At 54.3% G+C, this 22,163-nt stretch carries 17 protein-coding genes and 1 riboswitch; of the genes, 13 read left to right on the top strand and 4 right to left on the bottom strand.

What is annotated here, in order from left to right:
• Positions 1-12: 12 nt before the first annotated feature.
• The 4 genes from CPZ25_RS01405 to CPZ25_RS01420 all read left to right on the top strand — a co-directional run bounded on the left by CPZ25_RS01405 (position 13) and on the right by CPZ25_RS01420 (position 4,410).
• A complete protein-coding gene (locus tag CPZ25_RS01405; RefSeq protein WP_096919439.1) occupies positions 13-690 on the top strand; it encodes a DUF975 family protein in 678 nt (225 codons plus the stop codon).
• 103 nt (positions 691-793) lie between these two features.
• Entirely contained in the window at positions 794-2,092 is a 1,299-nt protein-coding gene (locus CPZ25_RS01410; RefSeq protein WP_243129331.1) for a DUF512 domain-containing protein, read from the top strand.
• An 11-nt stretch (positions 2,093-2,103) separates the two neighbouring features.
• A complete protein-coding gene (gene der, locus CPZ25_RS01415; protein WP_058694958.1) occupies positions 2,104-3,423 on the top strand; it encodes a ribosome biogenesis GTPase Der in 1,320 nt (439 codons plus the stop codon).
• Between the two features lie 174 nt (positions 3,424-3,597).
• A complete protein-coding gene (locus CPZ25_RS01420; protein WP_096919441.1) occupies positions 3,598-4,410 on the top strand; it encodes a hypothetical protein in 813 nt (270 codons plus the stop codon).
• A gap of 32 nt (positions 4,411-4,442) precedes the next feature.
• Here CPZ25_RS01420 and CPZ25_RS01425 read toward each other — a convergent pair whose 3' ends face one another.
• From CPZ25_RS01425 to CPZ25_RS01435, 3 genes are read right to left on the bottom strand one after another with little or no spacing between them, the layout of a single operon-like run.
• On the bottom strand, positions 4,443-4,652 hold the full coding sequence (locus CPZ25_RS01425) for a hypothetical protein (protein WP_096919442.1): 210 nt from the start codon (positions 4,650-4,652) through the stop codon (positions 4,443-4,445).
• A gap of 1 nt (position 4,653) precedes the next feature.
• The gene (gene trpD, locus CPZ25_RS01430; RefSeq protein WP_096919443.1) at positions 4,654-5,763 is read right to left on the bottom strand and encodes an anthranilate phosphoribosyltransferase; all 1,110 of its coding nucleotides are present in this window, start codon (positions 5,761-5,763) and stop codon (positions 4,654-4,656) included.
• A 24-nt stretch (positions 5,764-5,787) separates the two neighbouring features.
• Positions 5,788-6,825 (bottom strand): alcohol dehydrogenase catalytic domain-containing protein, encoded by a 1,038-nt coding sequence (locus CPZ25_RS01435; RefSeq protein ID WP_096919444.1) that lies wholly within the window; start codon positions 6,823-6,825, stop codon positions 5,788-5,790.
• 97 nt (positions 6,826-6,922) lie between these two features.
• Positions 6,923-7,097, bottom strand: a riboswitch (cobalamin riboswitch).
• Between the two features lie 124 nt (positions 7,098-7,221).
• Between CPZ25_RS01435 and CPZ25_RS01440 the strand changes: the two genes are divergently transcribed.
• From CPZ25_RS01440 to CPZ25_RS01475, 8 genes are all read left to right on the top strand, one after another.
• Positions 7,222-7,692 (top strand): hypothetical protein, encoded by a 471-nt coding sequence (locus CPZ25_RS01440; RefSeq protein ID WP_096919445.1) that lies wholly within the window; start codon positions 7,222-7,224, stop codon positions 7,690-7,692.
• A 353-nt stretch (positions 7,693-8,045) separates the two neighbouring features.
• Positions 8,046-8,747, top strand: a complete 702-nt coding sequence (locus CPZ25_RS01445; RefSeq protein WP_058694952.1) for a response regulator transcription factor — start codon at positions 8,046-8,048, stop codon at positions 8,745-8,747.
• The gene (locus tag CPZ25_RS01450; protein ID WP_096919446.1) at positions 8,744-10,504 is read left to right on the top strand and encodes a sensor histidine kinase; all 1,761 of its coding nucleotides are present in this window, start codon (positions 8,744-8,746) and stop codon (positions 10,502-10,504) included. Before CPZ25_RS01445 ends, CPZ25_RS01450 begins: the two co-directional genes overlap by 4 nt.
• Before the next feature lie 522 nt (positions 10,505-11,026).
• Positions 11,027-11,959: a radical SAM protein gene (locus CPZ25_RS01455; RefSeq protein ID WP_096919447.1), complete on the top strand. Its 933-nt coding sequence runs from the start codon at positions 11,027-11,029 to the stop codon at positions 11,957-11,959.
• 45 nt (positions 11,960-12,004) lie between these two features.
• A complete protein-coding gene (locus CPZ25_RS01460) occupies positions 12,005-12,850 on the top strand; it encodes a 4Fe-4S binding protein (protein WP_096919448.1) in 846 nt (281 codons plus the stop codon).
• Positions 12,851-12,999: 149 nt separating this feature from the next.
• A complete protein-coding gene (locus CPZ25_RS01465; RefSeq protein WP_096919449.1) occupies positions 13,000-14,811 on the top strand; it encodes a YfjI family protein in 1,812 nt (603 codons plus the stop codon).
• 219 nt (positions 14,812-15,030) lie between these two features.
• Complete coding sequence (locus CPZ25_RS01470; protein WP_074616084.1) at positions 15,031-15,342, top strand: hypothetical protein; 312 nt, start codon at positions 15,031-15,033, stop codon at positions 15,340-15,342.
• 226 nt (positions 15,343-15,568) lie between these two features.
• A complete protein-coding gene (locus tag CPZ25_RS01475) occupies positions 15,569-18,718 on the top strand; it encodes a response regulator (protein ID WP_096919450.1) in 3,150 nt (1,049 codons plus the stop codon).
• Between the two features lie 294 nt (positions 18,719-19,012).
• On the opposite strand, the gene CPZ25_RS01480 is transcribed toward CPZ25_RS01475, so the two are convergent.
• Positions 19,013-20,161 carry a 1-deoxy-D-xylulose-5-phosphate reductoisomerase gene (locus CPZ25_RS01480; RefSeq protein WP_096919721.1) on the bottom strand — a complete coding sequence of 383 codons (1,149 nt, stop codon included), beginning with the start codon at positions 20,159-20,161 and terminating at the stop codon, positions 19,013-19,015.
• Between the two features lie 478 nt (positions 20,162-20,639).
• On the opposite strand from CPZ25_RS01480, the gene CPZ25_RS01485 reads away from it, so the two are divergent.
• Positions 20,640-22,064 (top strand): ATP-binding protein, encoded by a 1,425-nt coding sequence (locus CPZ25_RS01485; RefSeq protein WP_058694944.1) that lies wholly within the window; start codon positions 20,640-20,642, stop codon positions 22,062-22,064.
• Positions 22,065-22,163: the final 99 nt, after the last annotated feature.

Consider the following 22,163-nt stretch of genomic DNA (forward strand, 5'->3'; position numbering starts at 1 on the left):
AAGGAGAAATAAATGAGAAACATGACAAGTCAGGACATGAAACTGTCCGCTAAGGTACAACTCAAGGGACACTGGGGAGCGGCTGTTTTGATCATGTTCATCACATGGCTGGCCATCGCCGGAGTACCGACCATCATGCTCCTGCTGGAAAAAGTGATTTTTAACGTGGATTTAAACGCGGAAGTTTATGACCGGGTTTCAAACATCGTATCCTTTGTTTTGGCAGGACCGCTGTCCTACGGGGCCTCGCGTTTTTATATGAACCTGTACCACGGCCGGGAGGCAGGAGTGGCAGATCTTTTTACAGGTTTTAACCGTTTTGGCAGGTGTTTTTTAGCCAGTCTGGCCATGGGCATCCTGACCTTTTTATGGGCGCTGCTGCTCATTATTCCTGGGATTATTGCGGCCATCAGCTATTCCCAGACTTATTACCTGCTGAACGATTATGAGACGCTGTCCTTTATGGACGCCATCACCCTGAGCAAGCTGATGATGCGGGATTACAAGCTGGAATATTTTCTTCTGTGCCTGACCTTTATCGGATGGTGGCTCCTGGTCGTTGTGACGCTGGGCATTGCCATCATCGTGGTGGGGCCTTATCTGAATGCTACCTTTGCCAATTTTTATATGGGGCTGAAAGAAGAACGGCAGGAAATTATCGATCGTTTTATGGCTGGGAATCAAAACTAAGCTTTCCAAATAAGGGGAAAGTATGATATAATAAAAAACTGCGCTGCAGGCCTTTGACGAAGGCCTTGAATATAGAAGAAAAATAGATTAAGTGAGAAAAACAGTGGGTAAATTTAAAATAGAGGGTGTTGCCCCGGGCAGCATCTTTGAAGAACTGGAAATTGAAAAAGGCGACACATTGCTCACCATCAACGGAATGCCTGTGGCAGATATTATGGACTACCGGTATCTGCAGGCGGATGAGCAGCTGATGATCGAGGTGGAAAAGCCCGACGGCGAGATCTGGGAGCTGGACGTGGAAAAGGACTTTGAGGAGGATCTGGGGCTGGTGTTTGACGAAAACATGCTGGAAACCCGAACCTGCAAAAACAACTGTGTTTTCTGTTTTATCGACCAGATGCCGCCGGGAATGCGGGAAACCCTGTACGTCAAGGATGACGACGAGCGCCTGTCCTTTCTGCTGGGCAACTACGTCACCCTGACCAACCTGACCGAGGCGGAAATAGAGCGCATTGTGCGCTACCGGATCATGCCTATTAATATCTCGGTGCACACCACTAACCCGGAACTGCGGTGCGCCATGCTGCACAACCGCTTTGCCGGGTCGATCATGGAATCCCTGCGGTATTTTGCGGATAACGGCATTGGCATGAACGGGCAGATTGTGCTGTGCCCAGGCTATAATGACGGCCATGAGCTGAAACGGACGCTGAAGGACCTGATGGCCTTTTATCCGCAGATGGCCTCTGTGTCCGTAGTGCCTGTGGGCCTGTCCAAATACCGTGAGGGGCTGGCAAAGCTCCATAAATTTGACGCGGAGGGCGCCAGACAGACCCTGGACATCATCAGGGATATTCAGGCTCAGATGCGGAGCCGGTATGGTACAAATTTTGTCTACGCCAGCGATGAGTTTTTCCTGCTGGCCGGTGAGACGCTGCCGGATTCCGTCTACTACGACGGTTTCCCGCAGATCGAAAACGGTGTGGGTATGATGACAGATTTTAAGGAAAGCCTGGAGGCTGCCCTGAGCGAAGCCCGCGCGATACGGCGAAACGACGTACCCCAAAAGGTCGGCATTATCACCGGGCGGCTGGCCGCAGATTTTATGCGGGACTGCGCCTGCAAGGTGCGCCCTGTCTGCGGAGCGGAGCCTGCTGTCTACCCAGTAGTCAACGATTTTTTCGGCGAGGACATCACCGTGTCCGGGCTGGTCACAGGACAGGACATTATCCGGCAGGTCCCTAAGGGGGCAGACCGTTATCTGATCCCGGAAAACATGGTCCGCAGCCATACCCATGACCTGCTGGACGATTTGACAACAGAAGAGATTGAAAAGGCGCTTCAGGCAGAGGTGCGCATTGTCCCAGTGGACGGTGCGGCCTTTCTGGAAGCGATGAATTAAGGAGGAATACTATGGCAAAACCGATTGTCGCAGTGGTGGGACGCCCGAACGTGGGCAAATCCACCCTGTTCAACAAGCTGGTGGGCGAGCGCATCGCCATTGTGGAGGACACGCCCGGCGTTACCAGAGACCGTATCATTGCGGATGCGGAGTGGCAGAACCATCATTTTACACTCATCGATACCGGTGGGATCGAGCCCCACACCAAGGATGATATTTTATTGCAAATGCGTGTCCAGGCCGAGCTGGCCATTGACATGGCAGATTTGATCGTGCTGCTGGTGGACGGGCGCGAGGGCATGACCGCCTCTGATCTGGAGGTGGCCAACATGATCCGTAAGCACAGCAAAAACGTTCTGCTGGCCGTTAACAAGGTGGACAGCCAGCAGCTGGAAAACAATATTTTTGAATTTTATAATCTGGGCATTGGCGAGCCCATGGCGATCTCTGCCGAGCAGGGCCTTGGTCTTGGCGACTTTCTGGACGCGGTGATCGAGCGGGTTAAGAAAGTCTATGATGAGGACGAGCAGGAGGATGATAACCTGAAAATCGCGGTGATCGGAAAGCCAAACGCGGGCAAATCCACCCTGATCAACAAAATGCTGGGCCATGACCGGCTCATCGTCAGCGACGTACCCGGCACTACCCGTGACGCCATCGACACCGAAGTGCGCTTTAACGGCCGGGATTACACCCTCATTGACACCGCGGGGCTGCGGAAGAAAAAGAAGATCTATGAGGATATTGAGCGCTACAGCATTGTGCGCGCCATTGCCGCTGTTGACCGGAGCGATGTGGTGCTGGTGCTGATCGACGGGGAAAAGGGTGTGACGGAACAGGACGCCAAAATTGCCGGCATTGCCCACAACCGCGCCAAGCCGTCCATTATCATTGTCAACAAATGGGACATTGTGGAAAAGGACACCAAGACCATGGATAAGATGAAGCGGGAAATCCGGGATACGCTGTCTTTTATCGACTATGCGCCTATTCTGTTTATCTCGGCCAAAACCGGGCAGCGGGTCAGCAAAATTTATGAAACCATTGATTTTGTCAAGAGTCAGACGGAAAAACGCATTACCACCGGTAAGCTCAACGAAGCCATGACAGAATTTATTATGATGAAGCAGCCGCCAACCAAGAGCGGCCGCCGACTGAAAATTTTCTACGCCTCACAGACTGGCGTCAATCCGCCGACCTTTGTGGTCTTTGTCAACGACGCGACGCTGATGCACTTTTCCTATCAGCGCTATCTGGAAAACAAAATCCGGGAGACCTTTGATTTTGATGGCACACCCATCCGGTTCTTTGTGCGGGAACGAAACGACTGACAGCGCTGCCGGCCCCCTTCACCTTAGGGTGAGGCGGGTCTTTTTTGATTTTGCATATAGAAAGCGAGGAAAAGTAAGCTACATTGCCGTAACTGTTTTTATCCGTAAAAATATGATATAATAAAGATAAACTTCTGTGGACATTTGATTTGGGTTCTTTGTGTGAGGAAAGCCATGAAAAAAGAAGGAAAATCAACGGTGCTGCTGATGCTGGGCGGGATTGTATTCATGATTTTGATGGACGCGGCGGGGCGTTATCTGGTGGGTGCTGGAAATGCCAACCTGTTTTTAAGGGTGCTAAAGAAGGTGCTCATTGTCATTCAGTGGGGGGGCCTTGGTTTTGGGCTGGGGCTTTTGGCGCGGGGCGTGGGTGTGAGAAGTATTGGGCTGTCCAAAGCCTACCTCCTTGGCGCGCTGACGGCCTTTTTGATGAGTGTCTTTTTCACAAAGCTTGTGGGCATGATGCCACAGAACACCGGGGACTGGTTTGTGGAAATGAATCGGTGGGCTGCGAGCGGCCTTACGAGCTGGTTCCTGGCAATTGGGGGGCTGTTGCTGTTTCTCGGCCTGACGGCCGGCCGTGAAGGGCATAATGAAGAGGAAAAGATAATGAAGCTGGCAGTCTGTGCCCTCTTTTTCGTACTAATGTTTCTCATTGGGCTGCTGGAATATAAGCTGTTCAGAATAAAAATAAATTATTCTGTTTATACAATGCTCAATGTGGTTCAGTTTTGCCTGTTTGGCAGCGCGGTGGAGTTAATCGCTGGATCAGACGCGGTTTTAATACCTCAAAAACCAATCAGCCTCAAGACCGGACTTATCTGCCTGGGCCTCTCGCTGGGGTGTTTTTTCCTGCCAAACGTGTTCCTGTTCTTTTTCAGATACATGGGTGTTCTGAGATTGAGCGCCAATTACATGCCATTTATGCTTACCGTATACGCCGGACTCTTTCTTACAAAAGGGATTCAGGGGAATCGCACAGGATAAAAGCTAAAAGGACCGCTTATGCGGTCCTTTTTTTACGCCCAAAAATAATCCTCTTCCTCAAGCACCAGTTTAACGATCCTCAGGTTTTTGAGCTCGGGCTTCAGGGCGGTCAGCTGGTCCTTCAGGCTGTCCAGCCGGCTGTCGTCATAGACACTGGCTTTATTGATGCCGACCAGGGTGTAGGAGCCGTCTTGGGCTATTTTCAGGTAGCCATTGTCGGATTTAAAGGCGTAAAGGTTCATTTTACACCTCGGCAGCCTGGGCAACGGCTTTCAGTTTTGCAAGGCCGGCCTGGGGATTGCGGTTCTGGGTGGCAACCCATTTTTCCAGGGCCTTGTAGGCTTTGCCGCTTGCGATGAGCTCGTGACTGCGCATATAGCCCTCCTGAATGCTGTCGGCCTTTCCGGCAACGTAGAGGATCAGCGCGCTGTTCAGACAGACGATGTTGGCGCGGGTGGGGGTGGAGGCGCCCTTCAGGATACGGACAATGCCCTGGGCAGCCGCGTCCACAGAGTCCCAGGGGGCCAGCTCATCCAGACAGCCGGGCTCGATCCCCAGGCTTTCCGGCGTCAGGGTGCTGCGCTTTACAGTGCCGTCGGGCATCAGCTCAGCCACATGGGTGGGGCCGACGGTGGATGCCTCGTCGATACAGCCGCTGCCGGCTTCGCCATAGACGACCAGAGCGTGCTCATAGCCGATTTCGTGCATGATGTCTGGGACAAATTCCAGCATGTCCAGAGAGTAGACGCCGCGGACTGCATATTTTGGCAGGGCAGGGTTTGCCAGGGAGGCGGAGATGTTTAAAACGCTGCCAAAGGAAATCTGTGACAGTACCCGTCCGAGAGCTGTGGGGTGAACCTCTGGGCTCATGCCGTTAAAGATGCCGATGCCCGCAGTTTCGATGCTGGCCTTTACCACGTCCACACTGCAGTCCACATCCACGCCCAGGGCTTCCACCGCGTCGATGGTGCCGCAGACAGAGGTCAGCGCCCGGGAGCCGTGCTTGGCCATGGGGACGCCGTCCGCGGCGGCGATGATGCCGGCGACGGTGCTGATGTTAAAGGTCTTGAAGGTATCCATGCCAGTGCCGCAGTTTTCCACCACGGGCACAGCGGTCTGGGGCGTGACCTTGCAGGTGTCGATTTCGTAGATGGCCTCAAAGCTGCCGGCCACCTCGGCGGCAGTCGGGCCCTTGGCGCTGAGGGCGGCCAGAAAAGCGCCCTGCTGCATGGGCGTCTGGCGGTCGCCCAGGATTTCCATAAACATTTCCTTAGATTCTTCCTTGGTCAGATTTTCACGGTTGATGAGGCCGGTGATCACCTGGCCGTATTCTTTCATTGTAACTGCTTCCATTATTCGATTCCTCCATAGGGTGTGTTAATCAAAAACAACGATGGTTGAAAGGGTTTCGAGCTGCCGCACACGCTCAAGGCCGTGCGCCAGCTCCTCGAGCGGAATGCGCTCTGTAATCAGGTCTTTTACGACCAGGCTGCCGCTCTCCAGCAGCGCCTTGGCCCGGCGGCTGTGCGCGATGCCGCACCCGTAGGCGCCGGCCATGATCTGCTCCTTGTAATGAAGGGTATTGATCTCCGGCTGGGTGGCGCCGTCTGGGATAATGCCGCTGAAATGGCCGAAGCGTCCTCGCTTTTTCAGCGCACGCAGGGCCAGATTCATGGCCTCCGGGGCCGCGCAGCAGGGGATGGCCGCGTCCACGCCCTTGCCGTCTGTCAGGGCCGGCAGGGCCTGACAGACGGCCTCATAGCTTTCAAAAACGGCGTCAAAGCCCAGCTTTAACGCCCGCGCTGCCCGTTCGGGGTTGGTCTCGACCAGGAAGACCTTCTGTACCCCAAGGGCCTTTGCCACACGCAGGTTGAGGATGCCCATCCGTCCTGCGCCGATGATCAGCAGGGTATCCGAGGGCGCGAGCTTCAGTTTTTCCTGGACGTTGACGCAGCAGGAGAGGGGCTCGATAAAGGAAATTTCCTCAAAGCTCAGGGTGTCATTTTCAATGATGTTGATAATCTGGCCGCGGACGCCCTCCTCGGGGACGATCAGGTATTCCTGGAAGCCGCCGTCATAGTTAAAGCCCATGATGCGCATATGGTCGCAGAGGTTGTCATCGCCTTCTTCGCAGTAGGCGCACCCGCCGCAGGCAATGCCCGGATGCACGTGCACCCGCTGCCCTTTCTGGTAGCCTGTGACCGCAGCGCCCACCTCGGCGATAACGCCGGAGATTTCGTGGCCCAGCACACGCGGGTACACCAGGTCGCGCTGGCCCATGGTCAGGCATTTGAGATCGGTTTTACATAAATTGCAGGCCTTGACCTGGACGAGGACTTCGTGGTCACCGCAGGACGGAATGGCGCGTTCGGTCATTTCCAGCTCGCCGGGGCCTGTTAAAACAACTGCTTTCATTCGGTATCTCCTTATTTTTTCAAACAAAAAAAGCCCGACCTTAATCTAAGGTGCGAACTTTCCATCATTCCCACAGGCCTTTATCGCTCAGATGAAGACCGTCGACACACTTCAGGCAGGTTTTCTGACTGAGGATTCACGCCTGGCTCCCTTCCCATCCTTTCGGACAGTGGTGATGAGCCGGGCAATCCACTTACAGCGGCGGGCCCGTCTAAGAATCTCACTTAGTTCCCTATTATCTGCCATGCAGCACCTGAAATGTTTTATGCTTTTTTATTATCATATCACATTTGCTCCGGGTGTCAAGATAAAATGTAAAAGTTTTAATCCAAAGGTGATATAATGATAGTGTTAACTGTGCGGTGACGCTATTCATAAAAACGAAGGAGGCAAAAAATGGGCCATTTTGGATTTTCATACATCGGCGCGCTGTATCTGCTGATGCTGTTTATCCCCAACCTGATCTGGACACGAAATCAGCCCGAGGGCTATGATTTTGGAAATGAGAATAAGCTGCTGCTGTGGTGCGAGCGCATCGGGCAGGTGGGGGTGAGCTGTTGTGCCCTGATCTTTACAGACTTTAACCTCCGCCCACTGACGCCCTGGAGCCTGTGGCTGGCGCTGTCCTTTGCGCTGATGCTGCTGTATGAGGGCTACTGGGTCCGGTATTTTAGGAGCGGGCGGAAGCTTAAGGATTTTTATTCGGGGTTTTGCGGTGTGCCCTTGGCGGGGGCAACGCTGCCGGTGTTTTCGTTTTTGCTTTTGGGGATCTACGGAAGGGTTTTCTGGATGGTCTTGTTTGTGGTGATTTTGGGCATTGGGCATATCGGGATTCACGGACAGCATTTCCGGGAGCTTGGGGAGTGACGGGTAAGCTGGGGGAAGGTCAAGGATTGCGAAAGCTGGATGCAGCTTGGCGCTGTCCGCGGATTAAAAACGGTCTCTCTTATGCACAAACGACAACTTTCAGAAGTCGTTTGTGAAATCGACCCGACCGTTGTTTTAATCCTCGGACAGCTTTTTTGTACAATCCATTGACTTAAAAGCGGCATCGCGCCTTTGGTATTTGCGGGCGGCGGTCTGCCTCTTTTTAGTGCGGCATCCTCTCTTTTTTTAATAAACTAAATTTAATCCAGATTTTACATGCCTTTAACACAACATATGCTATAATCATATTATGTTACGGATTATGTTAAAAGCGAGTGAAGATTGGAGCGAAAATGAAAAAAATCCTGATTATAGAAGATGAACTTAATATATATGAGCTGATTAAATTCAATTTGGAAGCCCAGGGCTTTGAGGTGGCAGGGGTCCATGAGGGGGCTGGTGCGGTTGAGAAAATCGTGGATATCCGGCCAGATCTGATCATTCTGGATTTAATGCTGCCGGGCAAGGACGGGCTCACCATCTGCCGCGAGGTGCGGGCGGACAAGAACCTGTCTTATATTCCGGTCATTATGCTCACCGCCAAGAGCGAGGAGTTCGACAAAGTCCTTGGTCTGGAGATGGGCGCGGACGATTATATGACCAAGCCCTTCAGCGTGAAGGAGCTCTATGCCCGGGTGAAGGCTGTGCTGCGGCGGACAGAGATGATCAAAAGCTCGGACGCGGAGGAGATCGCAGTGGGCAGCCTGCGCATTCTGCCAGGCTCTTTCGAGGTGTATAAAAACGGTAAGAAACTGTCGCTGACCCTGAAGGAGTACGAGCTGCTTCTGTATCTGGCCAACAATAAGAACAAGGTGCTGACCCGGGATCAGCTGCTGGATGAAATCTGGGGCTATGAGTATTATGGCGAGACCCGGACAGTGGATGTCCACATCCGCTACCTGCGGAAAAAGATTGAGGACGACCAGGAAAAATACATTGAGACTGTGCGCGGCGTGGGCTACCGCCTGGTGGAAAATCTGGAAAGCGGTCAATGAAAAAGCGCATCACCATTGTCTTTTCCATCCTGATCGTGCTGGTCACAGCCTTTTCGGGCGTTTTCTCCTATGTGATTTTTAAAAACGCCTACTATGAATCCACTGAGAGAAACCTGAAAAGCAACAGCGAGTATATTGTTGAGGATTTGATGCCCGGCTACATCCGGACCGGCGACGTCGCCGGGCTGGAGCATTACGCCACCAGCACCAACCAGCGCATCAACATCATCGATGTGGAGGGGAACGTCCTGTTTGAGTCCCTGAGCGGCATTGGCTCCCTGGATAACCACCTGAGCCGGCCCGAGGTTCAGGGCGCCATGAAGGGGACGCCCACCACCTCGGTGCGCTATTCCGACACCATCATGAAGAACATGCTCTACCTGGCAGCGCCATACTATCAGGATGGGCAGATAACCCATATTGTCAGGATCGCGGTACCCCTCGACGTCATGGAGGATGTGAGCTACAGCATTATCAACAACCTGATCTTTGTGGCCCTGGCCAGTATCCTCATCGCCATTGTGATTTTTGCGTTCCTTTTAAGCAACGAGACAAGACCCCTGGACGAGGTGACCATTTTCGCCAGAAAGATTGCCCGGGGCGATTATAAGACAAAGCTCACCATGCTGCGGGACGATAAAATCGGCGATCTGGTCGACTCCCTGAACACCATGGCCGAGCAGCTGGACGCCTCCTTCAGCAAGATCAACCGCAAGAATATTGAGCTTTCCTCAGTGCTGTCCAGCATGAACCAGGGCATCATCGCCGTGGACCGGGACAACAAGATCATCCTGATCAACGATACGGCCCGGGGGATTTTTAAGATCGATCTGAAAAAGGAGATAAAAGGGAAGAGCATTCTGGAGGTTTACCGGGACCCCTTTGTGTATGAGCTTCAGGACAAGCTGGCAGAGACCGAGGACGGGCGGCTGGATTACGAAACCCGCATCGAGGACCGCGTCTACAAGGTCACAAGCTCCCAGATGCTGGACAAGGGCGACCAGACCTACAACGGTAATATCATTATTTTAGAGGATATTACCATGATTAAGGGGCTGGAAAATATCCGCCGCGACTTTGTGGCCAATGTATCCCACGAGCTCAAAACCCCCATCACTACTATCCGGGGCTTCATCGAGACCATTCAGGAAAACCACATCACCGACGAGGCCACCCTGAGCCGCTTTTACAGCATCATCGCCGATGAGAGTGAGCGGCTGACCCGCCTGGTTAATGATATTCTGATTCTCTCCCACCTGGAAAACAACCAGCGCAGCGGGGAGGACAAGCGTGAGGTCATCGGCGTGAACCAGGAAATTCTGCGCATCTTTGATATGCTCAAGATGACTGCCGAGTCCAAGCGCATTGATCTGCGCTATCAGAAGGAGGGCGACATCAGCGTTATTATCAATCCCGACGATTTCAGGCAGATGATGATCAACCTGGTGGACAATGCCATCAAATACACCGACGAGGGCGGCAGGGTGGACGTGTCGGTCTACGAAAACGGCGCGCATTTCTGCATCCTGGTAGAGGATACGGGCTGCGGCATTCCCGAGGAGGATATTCCGAGAATCTTCGAGCGCTTTTACCGCGTGGATAAGAGCCGCTCCAAGGAAAACGGCGGCACCGGCCTGGGCCTGGCCATTGTCAAACACATTGTCCAGAATAACCGGGGCGCCATCGAGGTGACCAGCTCGGTGGGGATTGGCACCACCTTTAAGGTGACCCTGCCCAAAAACTGCGAAGCCCTTTAGAAAGAGCCTACGGGCTGTTTCAGGCTGTTGGCAAAGTCGGCAAAGCTTTGAGCTTTGAGTCGAAAGTTGAAAGTGGAAAGTTGAAAGTGGAAAGTTGAAAGTGGAAAGTTGAAAGTTCAGGTGCAAATCAGCCTTTGGCCGATTTGATTGAATACGGCCTGCGGCCGCTGCTCTAGTCGTTTTTGCGTCAGCAAAAACGTTCCATAACTATCAACTATTCACTATCAACTATTCACTATCAACTATCCAGCTCTTTACCCCTTAGCATTAAAGTTTGTTGACACGATCTGATGACGCGCTGTTTTGGCACGTCATCTTTTTTATTGCCTCTGGGTGGCTTGGGGCAGGGTGGAAAGTTAAAAAAATATCAATTCAAATAAAGCTTTACCAGAGCAGGATTGGGTGCTATAATGAATATAATAAATTATTAGATTGGATAAAAATTCTTATACTTTTATGGCCGCGGAAGCCCGGGAAAAGCCATGATGAGGGCCTGAGGAACAGGTGTGGGAGGAGGCTAACATGAATCCCTATTTAAAAAATGTAAAGCGGATCGAATTCAGCGTGACGCACCGCTGCCGGAGCCAGTGTGCCCACTGCTCCCTGGGGGCGGACCGGGTGGCCGGGGAACTGCCGCCCGGGGCAGCCGTCGCGGCCCTGGAGGCCGCGGCCAGCCTCAGCGCTCTGGAATCAGTGCTGACCATTGGCGGCGAGCCCCTGCTGTGCGTGCCCACTGTCTGCGCTGTACACCAGCGGGCAGAGGCGCTCGGCATCCCCAGGCGCCAGCTGGTCACCAGCGGCTGCTTTACCCACGACAAGGCACTTCGGGAACACACTGCAGACCAGCTGGAAGTCAGCGGCGTCAATGAAATCCTTTTATCCGTGGACGCCTTCCACACCGAGTATCTGCCCCTGGCAGAGCAGTACAGCTTTGCCCGCGCCCTGTGCCAGGCCGGGCTGGGCAGCGTTACCGCGCTGCACCCCGCGTGGATCAAAGGCCCCGGGAGCGGCGATCCCTATGATGTGAAGACCAGCGCCTGCCTCAGCCGGTTCGAGCCCCTGCACCTGCCTGTGGGGGAGGGAAACCGCGTTTTCCCGGGCGGAAACGCCAGGATTTACCTCTCCGATTATTTTCAGAGGACGCCGCTGGATACCGGCTTTCAGTGCGGTACCGCCCCGTGCACCGGGCGCCTCGACGCCCCCACAGCCCTGGCGGTGGACCCGGACGGCAGCGTGCGGGTGTGCGGCTTTACCATCGGGAATCTGCACCAAAAGCCCATGGCAGAAATACTAAAAGGCTATAATCCCATGGGCCGGCCCCTCATGCGCGCCCTGCTTGAGCGGGGCCTCAGCGGCCTGACCGCCGCCGCCAGAGAGGCTGGGATCGAGGTGAGCGCCGGGGATTATTTTTCACCCTGCGAGCTCTGCCGCGCAGTGGCCCACCAGCTTAAGTAAAGAAGAAAGCCCTGCTGAAAAACATAACCCAAGGAGGAATAGAAAATGGAAGCCAAGGAAATCAAAGCTTTGATAGACGATTTACTGCAGAACAGCGGTCTCAATGAGCGGAGCTGTGAGACCGGGGCGCCCCATGCCGGGCCAGAGGGGCTCAGGCTCTATGATCAGGCCCTGGTTGGCGTGGCCGCGGCGGATGATCCGCTGTTCAGGCGTTTCAGGGAGCCCGGCGTGGTGGGGCCCCACTACCTGCTGCCAGAGGACTGGCTGCCCGGCGCCCAGAGCGTTGTGTCCGTCTTTCTGGCCTATACGGAGGCTGTGCGGGCCTCCAACCGCGCGGATAAGCGTCTGCCGAGTCCGGAGTGGCTCATCGGCCGTATCGAGGGTCAGCAGCTGATTCAGGGCCTCCTCTGCGAAGCCCTGATGGACGCGCTCAGGAGCAGCGGCAGCGCCGTGAACGCCCCCATGCTGGACCCGCGCTTTCAGTCCTGGTCCGACGCGGACGGCCCAGAGGTGCCCGGCGGCCCGGCCTTTACCAGCAACTGGTCCGAGCGGCACACCGCCTACGCCTGTGGGCTGGGCAGCTTTGGCCTCTCCAGGGGGATTATCACCGAAAAGGGCATGGCCGGCCGTTTTTTCAGCGTCGTCACGACTTTGGCGGCCGCGCCTACCCCAAGGCCCTACACAGAAGTGTACGAACACTGTACCCAGTGCGGCGCCTGCGTCAAACGCTGTCCGGCAGGGGCCATCACACAGGAGGGCGGCAAGGTGCATCCGCCCTGCGCCGCCTTTTTAGACCACACGCGTGAGCTGTTTTCACCACGATACGGCTGCGGCAAATGCCAGACCGCAGTGCCCTGTGAGGCCAGCCGGCCGTCCGGGCCAAAAAGATAGCCCCTTTTTCATAACGCAATTTTCAAAAAAAGGCGCCTGCGTTATGAAAAAGAGCTGAAATCCGCATGAACAGGCGGTTTTCGGCCTGCCAAAACACATATCGCATATAACGCACATACCCTGGCGCGTTTGAGAGAGAGGAAATAAAGATGAACATGGATGAAAAAGACACGAACCTGGAAACAACGCAGATGCCGCCAGCCGGGCAGCCGCCCGAGGCGCTGGAAGTGGTGATGATCGACGATGATGAGGAAGAACGCCAGCGGTGGCAAAATAAGAGCGGCATCACCCTGAGGCCGCCCAGAAGAGTTGTCAGCACGCCCATCATTGAGGAAGTGGACGAGAACGGCGAAACCCACTACTGCTACGGAGAGGCCGCCACCGAGGATTTTCCGGCGGAAATCTGCTATGAGGGAGAACGACGTGAGTTAAAAAATGAAGAATACGAGCAAATACTCGCAGCCTTTAAACAGGCCCAGGCCAAAGAGGACGGCTATAAGCCTTTGCGCCCTCTGGAGGAAAACACCACCCTTCCCAGATTCCCCATGGAGAACCTGCCCATCGCGCTTTTTGAGTATTGCAAGAACCTGTCCGAAGCCATGGAGATGTCCGCCGATCTGGCCGGTACCGCCATGCTGGGTACTCTGGCCGCCCTTTTGCAGGGGCGCTACGGCATCAGCCCTGAGCCGGGATGGGAGGAGCCCCTGTGCCTTTTTGTCCTGGGAGTAGCCCGCCCAGGAGAGGGAAAGAGCCACCTCATGAAGGCCGTAACCAATCCCCTGTTTAAACACCAGACCAAGCTTTTCAGCGACTATGCCGACAAAGCCATTGAGATAGAAGTGCGCCTCGACATGGCCCGCAGCGCCTACGAGGCCATGCGCAGGGAGTGCAGCAGCCTTAAGGGCGGGCCGCGGGAGATCAAGCTCGTCGAAATGGAGGATAAGCTGCGTGAGATCAAGGCACTGGAGAAATCCGCGCCGCCCAGGCTGGTGGCCAACGACGTTACCGCCCAGAAGCTGGCAGGCCTGCTCCAGGAGAATAAGGGACGGATCAGCATTATTTCCGCCGAGGGTGCAGTGTTTTCCAACATTGCGGGCCTTTACGACAGCCAGCCCAATTTTACCAACTACCTTCAGGCCTATTCGGGAGAGACCATCATCGTAGACCGGGTCGGCCGCCCCGGAGAGTATATCAATGATCCCCGCCTCACCATGAACCTTATGGTTCAGCCCGATGTGCTGGACCAGGTCGTCAAAAACAGAACCCTGCTGGAAAGGGGCCTGCCCGCCCGCTTCCTGTTCAGCCTGCCCGAGAGCAAGCTGGGCAGACGCAAAATTGAGGGCGCGCCAAAGCTCGATCCAGAAATAAAAAAACGCTATGAAGACCTGCTGGAGGAGCTGATTGCGCTGGCAGAGGAGGATACCTACGAAATACTGACCCTGAGCGAAGACGCCGCCGACCTGTTCACAGGCTTTAGAAAAGCAGCGGATGAACGGAACAACGGCGATCTCGCCAACCTGAAGGAGTGGACATCCAAGCTGCCCGGCCAGGTGCTGCGCCTGGCCGGACTCATGCATGTGGCCACCTACCGGGAGGAGGCAGGAAAAATGCCCGTAGACTATTTTGTGATGAAGGAAGCCTGCGAGCTGGCCTGGAGTTACTACATCGACCACGCCCGCCACGCCCACCAGATCATGGGCTCGGATAAAAACATGAAGAGAGCCGTAGCGCTGCTTAAAGCCCTTGATCAACAAGACTGGAAAGCCTTTACCGCCTACGAGGTCGCCCGGAGTTTAAAAAACCAGAGCTTTAAAAAAGGCGCGGACGCAGAAGTCTTTCTGAATATCCTGGTGGATTATGGTTATCTGAAAATCGAGAGGGAGCAGAGCGGCAAGCGTGTTTTCTACAAATACATCGTCAATCCCAGATGGATCGCCCAGTCAAAGGACCGCCTCGCCTGAAAACAGCCCCGGCCATGCGCTTTATATGCGTTATGAGATGGGATGCCCCGCAAACCGCCTGTCCTTGCGGGTTCCCGCGCTTTTTCATAACGCATGGGCGCATTTTGGGATTTTGCGTTATGAAGTTTTGAGCGTCCTGTTAAGCTTTTGGCGCCCGCCCGGTTAAAGCCGCCCCTTTCGGGTAAATAGAGAAATAACAGACCGAAAGGAGAATTTACCATGAAAAATCAGAACAGCACACCGGAAAAGGACGCGCGCGAACGCGACGATGAAATATTTTTTGGCGCAAAGGTCAACCAGGACCAGCGCGATGCTGATGTCAATACCGAGGAGGACGACGCCTTCCGCTTTGGAGCGCCCGTCGGTGCCACCGAGGAGAAAAAAGCAGAGCAGCGCGAGGAAAAATCCGAGGACGAGCGTGAACGTGAGGACGAAGTTTTCTTCGGCGCAAAGCTCGACCCAGAGCCCGGCGACGATGTGAACGCCGAAAAGGACGACCGCTTCCGCTTCGACGCCCCGGACGAAAAATAAAAAAGGCGCGGAGATGATGCGCCGAAACGACACATCATGACAAAACAACACAACACCCAGACAGGTACGCTGAAACGGCGCACCTGTTTTTTTATGTCAAGATGGCCACGCCGGTTTGGCCATAGAAAAAAGTAGTCATGCCGCGCTTCATATGTTAAAATATAAATGTTAACGTTATGCCAAACATAGAAAGCCGATTCTTTGATAATAGGACGAGGGGGAAGCGATGAGAAGAAAATGGAAAAAGTTACTGGCAGCATGCCTCACCGCAGTGCTGCTGATGTCGGGTCTCTGCCCGGCCGTAAGCGCCGCCGGGGAAGAGCAGCGGGTCCTGCGGGTCGCCTTTCCTGAGAGCAAGGGGATCAACGAGGTATATGAGGACGGCACCTACGGGGGCTGCGTGTACGACTGGCTTCAGGAAATTGCCAAATATACCGGCTGGAAGTATGAGTTTGTCACCGGCAATGCCGACAGCCTGTATGACGAATTTGTCGAGGGGAAATACGATCTCATGGGCGGCATGTACAAGGTAGAGGGCTACACCGAAGCTTACAATTTTCCCAAGTATATCATGGGTTCCAACAACTCCCTGCTGATCTACCGCAACAACGACGAGTCCATCCGGAGCTTTGACAGCAGCACCCTCAACGGAAAGCGCATCGGCGTGTATAAAATGGCCACCGCCAAAATTGAGCGGCTTCAAAAATATCTGGATTTCAACAGTCTGAGCTGTGAGCTGGTGTCCTATGACAACGTGAGGGAATACGAGAAGTGCCTTGAAACCGACCGGGTCGATCTGATGCTGGGCAGCGAGGTCTACATGAAGGACGGGTACAACGTGGCCGCCAAGTTCGACACCGAGCCCTACTACATTGTGACGGCCAAAAACGAGCCCGGGCTGTGCGACGAGCTCTCAGCAGCCATGGAGGCCATCTACGCCGCCAATCCGAACTTTGCGAAAGAAGTTTACGAGAAATACTTTCCCGATTCCTACGTGAACGCCATCACCTTTACCGAGGGAGAGCGGCGCTTTATCGAGCAGAGCGGCCCCATCCGGGTGTCCGTGATCCGGGACAAGTATCCCCTGCACTATGAGGAGAACGGCGCGTATGTCGGCATTATTCCCAGCTGCCTGGAGCTGATCACCAAACGCACTGGCCTCACCTTTGAGTATGTATACGGCGACAGCTACAAGGAGCTTTTAGAGCTGGTGCAGACCGGTAAGGCCGATATTGCCAGCTGGTTCACCAACGGCGACTACTCCGCCGCCAGCATGGGGCTTGTGCGGACAGCCCGCTTCGCGACCCTGGATACCGTCATGCTCCGGAACAAGCAGTCCGCCGAGACAGGGACCAGCCAGGTTATGGCGCTGCCAGAGCGTATGGACAACAAGCCAGCCAGCGAAAAGGACAGCGTCCGCTACTATCAAAATTATGAAGCGTGCATGGAGGCAGTGGACCACGGCGAGGCAGACTACACCACCATTCCCGCCGCCTTTATGGAAGACCTGTACGCCCAGAACTATTACCCCAACATCTATCTGGTAGCAGATATGAACGCGCCCGAGGAGCTGACTCTGGCCCTGTCAGACCCCGTCAACGTGCCCTTATACTCCGTACTCAGCAAAGCCATCAACAACCTGTCCGATGAGGAGCGGGAGACCATCCGGCTGCAGAACAGCCTGTCCATCCGGGAGGGAAGCGTAAGCCTTAAATCCCTGCTCTACGGCAATCCTGTGCTGTTTATCAGCATTTGTGTGGGCATTATCGCCCTGGCAGCGGCCGTACTGCTGCTGTTCAATTTTTACCATACCAAGGAAAAAGTCATGCGGATCGAGCTGGAAAAGGCTGTGGAAACCAGTAAAGCCAAGTCCGATTTCCTTTCCCGCATGAGCCACGAAATCCGGACCCCCATGAACGGCATCATGGGCATGACCGCCATCGCGCAGCAGAATGTGGATGACCGGGAAAAGACCGCCGAGTGTCTCGAGAAGGTCGAGGCCTCCTCAAAACACCTGCTGTCCCTGATCAACGATATCCTGGACATGTCCAAGATCGAGAGTGGAAAGGTCGAGTTCCGCCACGTCCTCTTCGACTTCAGAGAGGTTCTCGGTGAAATCTGCGATACATACTACGGGCAGGCCGAGGAAAAAAACATACAGTTCGAAACCCTGCTGGTGGGCAGTGTGCCCGAGAAACTGACCGGCGACCCGCTGCGCCTCCGGCAGATCGTGGGCAACCTGCTCTCCAACGCCTGCAAATTTACGCCGGAGGGCGGCAGGGTCGAGCTCCGGGTAAGCGAGCTTTCCAAAGGCGACGAGGCCATCTGGCTCAGCTTCGAGGTTACCGACACCGGCTGTGGCATTGCCAGAGAGAATGTCGACCATATTTTTGAGTCCTTCGAGCAGGCAGACGCAGATATCACCGCCAACTACGGCGGCACCGGTCTCGGCCTCTCCATTGTCCGCAATTTTACCGAGGCCATGGGCGGCACCGTGGATGTGGCCAGCGAGGAGGGGCTGGGGAGTACCTTTTGCATCGAGCTGCCCTTTGGCAATCCCGGCCAGCCCCAGCCCGCCTTTGACAGCCAGGGCATGAGCGCCCTGGTCCTGGCCAGAGAATCAGAAGTGGGCAGGCATATTGCCCTGGTCCTGGAAAGTCTCGGGATTCAGACTGACACTGTGAGCAGTCTGGAAAAAGCCAGAGCGCTGGCCCTCCAGGGGAAAGCCTATCCGCTGTATTTTGTGGACGGACGGCTTCAAAACGCAGAGGCCCTTGAGACCGTGAGACGCATAAGAGCCCTGATAGGAGACGAAGCCGGCCTTTATCTCCTGACCACCAGCCGGATGACCGGGCTGAAAAAAGAAGCCGCCGCCGCAGGCGCGACAGGTGTGATCCTGAGGCCGCTGTTCCCGTCCAACATCGCAGAGGCCCTTGCCGCCGGCGAACCGGAACGTGGAGGGCAGGAAGCCGAAAAAAGCTGGGATTTCAGCGGATACCGCATCCTGCTGGCAGAGGATAATGAAATCAACCGTGAGATCGCCTGTGAGCTGCTCAGCGTGACCGGGGCCACTGTGGATACCGCCGTCGACGGTCAGGAAGCATTAAACAAATTTGCAGCCGCGGCTGTCGGCTGCTACGATCTTATCCTGATGGATATCCAGATGCCGGTAATGGACGGTCATGAGGCCACCCGCCGCATCCGCGCGCTGGGCCGGCCCGACAGCGCCACGGTTCCCATTTTTGCAATGACCGCCAACGCCTTTACCGACGACGTAAACAAAAGCCTGGAGAGCGGCATGAACGGCCATATCTCCAAGCCCCTGGACGTAAGCGTCCTCTATGAGAAAATCCGGGCCGCCATTCAGCCCGATTAGGCAGAAGGCGGCAAGGCGGACGGTCAGGGAAGTGGCCAAGCCCGGCCTTTTTGACAATCTAAACAGGTACGCCGTTTCGACGTATCTGTTTTTGTTTTTATGAAAAGCATTGGTAACAAAGGGTTCAGAATAAAATGTATTAAAATGACGCAAATGTCGCTTTTGAACCAAGCCGCTGGCCAGCGGCTGTCCTTTATCCAGGGCGAGGGCCTGCTCTAGCGTCATCCGTCCGGTAAAAACAAAAGCCCTGTCTCACAGCATCATCTGGCTGCGGGACAGGGCTTTTTACAAAGTTTACAGGCTTTTGGCGACGGTTCTGGCCCATTCGTCCACATCCAGGATATCCTCGAGGGTCGGGGCTTTAACTGGCACATGCTGGTGCATGACCGCCTCGTTGATTCTCGGAATATCCAGGAAGGCGATTTCCTCCCTCAGGAAACGGGCGACCGCGATCTCGTTGGCGGCGTTGAGGGCGGCGGGCATGGAACCGCCGGCCGCCAGCGCTTCGTAGGCCAGCGCCAGACAGCGGAAGGTGTCCTTATCGGGTTTCTCAAAGGTGAGGGTGCCCGCCTCAGCGAGGTCCAGAGAAGGCTTGGTGTTCTCGACACGGCCAGGGTAGAAGAAAGCGATCTGGATGGGCAGGGCCATATCCGGCAGGCCAAGCTGAGCCATGACCGCGCGGTCCTTGTACTCAACCATGGAGTGGATAATGCTCTGGGGATGAACCACCACGTCGATCTGGTCAAGCTCCAGGTCAAAGAGCCATTTGGCCTCGATCACCTCCAGCCCTTTGTTCATCAGGGTGGCGGAGTCGATGGTGATCTTCGGTCCCATGGACCAGCTGGGATGCTTCAGCGCCTGGGCAAGGGTCACCTGCTCCAGATAAGCGCGGTCCTTACCGCGGAAAGGGCCGCCGGAGGCTGTGATGATGACCTTTTTCAGCTCCTCGTGTTTGTTGCCCATAAGGCACTGGAAAATGGCGGAGTGCTCGCTGTCCACTGGCAGCAGGGCCACGCCCTTTTTCGCCACCGCGTCCATGACAATGGAGCCGCCTGCCACCAGGGTTTCCTTGTTGGCCAGGGCGATATCGATCCCGGCCTCGATGGCGGCCAGTGTTGGCCGCAGGCCGACCATGCCGGAGACGGCAGTCAGCAGCATTTTCGTCGAATCGCAGGTCGCCACAGCAATAAGCCCCTCCATGCCGGAGAGCACCTCGATATCCGGGAACTCGGCCTGGATGCGCTTTCTCAGGTTAAAAGCAGCGTCCGGGTCCATAACGCCCACCAGCTCAGGCTGGTATTTGCGAATCTGTTCCTCCATGGCGTCAATCTCATTAAAACAGGAAATACTGACAACGTTCAGCGCTTCGGGAAATTCGTCCACCACCGACAGGGCCTGTGTGCCAATGGACCCCGTAGAGCCTATGATACTGATATTTTTCATCGTGTCACCTCGAATAATCATTATTTACCTCTTTATTATATCATAATGCGGCCCCGCTTAGTAAAAAAGATGTAAATTTCATCCTGCTAAGTAAGTCTGAATTGCTTGTGTTTCGCTTAAAATGTCGCCAGAGTCCATAAAAATCTTGAACCTCCGCAGGTTTAAGCGTATAATTATCATAGGATAATTTTTTGTTGCAAAAAGCCGAAAGCCTGAGGATAAGTTAAAGCGAGAAGTGATTTCAGGTGGAAAGTGGAAGGTTAAAGAACGCTTTTGCCAAAGCAAAAACGGTTAAAACAGCGACCGCAGGCCGCATCCAATCAAATCTGCCTGTGGCAGATTTGTACCTGAACTTTCCACTATCCACTATCCACTTTCAACTGAACCGTCCTCTTTTTAACGCTTTATATCTTCATGATAAAGTTTTTTGACAGCCTGAAATTATCATAGGATAATTTTTTGTTAGGAGGCATCGAATATGAGACCTTTTATAGGCAGAAAGCAGGAGCTTCAGCTTCTTGAAAACGCGTATACCAGTAAAAATGCCTTTGTCATGGTGAACGGACGGCGCCGTGTGGGAAAAACCGCCCTTATCCGTCATTTTCTGAAAGGCAAGCGGGCGTTTTACTTTACCGCGAAAGAAGAGGTTGATGTTTTAAGCCGACGGCGCTTCCTTAAAACTTTTGCAGAATATTGCGGAGAAACCCTCAGCTCATCGGCGAAGCTGCCAGGCTGGAAGGAAATTTTCAAGGCCTTTGCCGAGCGGGTAGAGACCTCCAGAAAGGTACTGGTCATCGACAATGTCGCTTATCTGATGCTGGCGGACCCTTCCTTTGCCAGAGATTTAAAATACGCCTGGGAGCGGTACTTCAAACAGGCGTCTGTGATGCTGATCGTGGTAATGCCCAACAACAGCCTCTTAGTCAATCTGGAGAGTAAGAGCAACACCCTCATCAGCTGCGTGACCACCCAGCTTAAGCTTAAGCCCATCAGCTTTGTGGAGATGATCAAGGACTACCCCCATCAGGATTTTAACCAGCTGATGACCCTGTACGCCATCGCGGGGGGCGTCCCCAAATACTGGGAATTTTTTGCCGCCTGTGAGAAGACCATCGATTACATGGGCGTGGTCCGAGAGGATATGCTGGGCCAAAACAGCTTTTTATATGAGGAGCCCATGAACCTGATCGAGCGGGATGTCTGGGAACCAGCTTACTACAACGCGGTCTTAAAGGCCGTTGCCGACAATTACCACCGCCCGGCCGATATCGCCAGGTATCTGGAGATGAAGCCAGGCGCAGTGAACCACTGCCTGAGCAACCTGGCGGCCCTGGGCTACCTGGAGGCCAGAGTGCCCATTACGGAGAAAAAGGCCGGCCCATCCAACCGTAAGGTTCAGTACTATTTTTCCGATCCCTTTATGGACTTCTGGTACACCTTCATTTTTGAGAATAAAGAACACCTGGAAGCAGGCCAGGAGCTTCAGATCTTTGAAGCTATCAAGCGCGCTTTTCCAGGCTATATACAATTCTGGTTTAAAACAGCCTGTAAGGAGATTTTTGCCGCGGCCTGCAAGCAGGGAGGAATCCCCTTTAAAATAGACCGCATCGGCACATTTTGGAACAAAAACGAGGAAACTGTTGATATTGTAGCAGTGGACGAACAGCGCAAGCGCATCTTTTTAGGCGACTGTCTGTATAGCAACAAGCCCTATACCATGGAAGCCTATGATGATTTTGTGGAAAACTGCAGCGATATCAGAGAGTTCAAGGTCTTTAAGGACTACGACTGGACACACGGCGTCTTTACCGCCAACCCCTTTGACCCCGCCCTTATGGATTACGCCATGATCACCTCGGATGTCTATCTGTTTAACGGGATTACGGTTTATTCCAGAAAATAAAAAAACACGCAGACAGCCTCAGGGCCAGCCTGCGTGTTTTTTGTTATTTAGATTTTCCAAGGGCCACACAGCTGAGAACCAGGCCGGTAGTGCCCGCCG

The organism is Eubacterium maltosivorans (assembly GCF_002441855.2).
GTDB classification, from domain to species: Bacteria; Bacillota; Clostridia; order Eubacteriales; family Eubacteriaceae; genus Eubacterium; species Eubacterium maltosivorans.

Coding starts and splice junctions, on each gene's coding strand:
- CPZ25_RS01450 (WP_096919446.1), top strand. CDS start 8,744: ATGAAAAAGCGCATCACCATTGTCTTTTCCATCCTGATCGTGCTGGTC.
- trpD (WP_096919443.1), bottom strand. CDS start 5,763: ATGGAAGCAGTTACAATGAAAGAATACGGCCAGGTGATCACCGGCCTC.
- CPZ25_RS01460 (WP_096919448.1), top strand. CDS start 12,005: ATGGAAGCCAAGGAAATCAAAGCTTTGATAGACGATTTACTGCAGAAC.
- CPZ25_RS01435 (WP_096919444.1), bottom strand. CDS start 6,825: ATGAAAGCAGTTGTTTTAACAGGCCCCGGCGAGCTGGAAATGACCGAA.
- CPZ25_RS01445 (WP_058694952.1), top strand. CDS start 8,046: ATGAAAAAAATCCTGATTATAGAAGATGAACTTAATATATATGAGCTG.
- CPZ25_RS01440 (WP_096919445.1), top strand. CDS start 7,222: ATGGGCCATTTTGGATTTTCATACATCGGCGCGCTGTATCTGCTGATG.
- CPZ25_RS01420 (WP_096919441.1), top strand. CDS start 3,598: ATGAAAAAAGAAGGAAAATCAACGGTGCTGCTGATGCTGGGCGGGATT.
- CPZ25_RS01470 (WP_074616084.1), top strand. CDS start 15,031: ATGAAAAATCAGAACAGCACACCGGAAAAGGACGCGCGCGAACGCGAC.
- CPZ25_RS01480 (WP_096919721.1), bottom strand. CDS start 20,161: ATGAAAAATATCAGTATCATAGGCTCTACGGGGTCCATTGGCACACAG.
- CPZ25_RS01485 (WP_058694944.1), top strand. CDS start 20,640: ATGAGACCTTTTATAGGCAGAAAGCAGGAGCTTCAGCTTCTTGAAAAC.
- der (WP_058694958.1), top strand. CDS start 2,104: ATGGCAAAACCGATTGTCGCAGTGGTGGGACGCCCGAACGTGGGCAAA.
- CPZ25_RS01455 (WP_096919447.1), top strand. CDS start 11,027: ATGAATCCCTATTTAAAAAATGTAAAGCGGATCGAATTCAGCGTGACG.
- CPZ25_RS01465 (WP_096919449.1), top strand. CDS start 13,000: ATGAACATGGATGAAAAAGACACGAACCTGGAAACAACGCAGATGCCG.
- CPZ25_RS01405 (WP_096919439.1), top strand. CDS start 13: ATGAGAAACATGACAAGTCAGGACATGAAACTGTCCGCTAAGGTACAA.
- CPZ25_RS01475 (WP_096919450.1), top strand. CDS start 15,569: ATGAGAAGAAAATGGAAAAAGTTACTGGCAGCATGCCTCACCGCAGTG.
- CPZ25_RS01425 (WP_096919442.1), bottom strand. CDS start 4,652: ATGAACCTTTACGCCTTTAAATCCGACAATGGCTACCTGAAAATAGCC.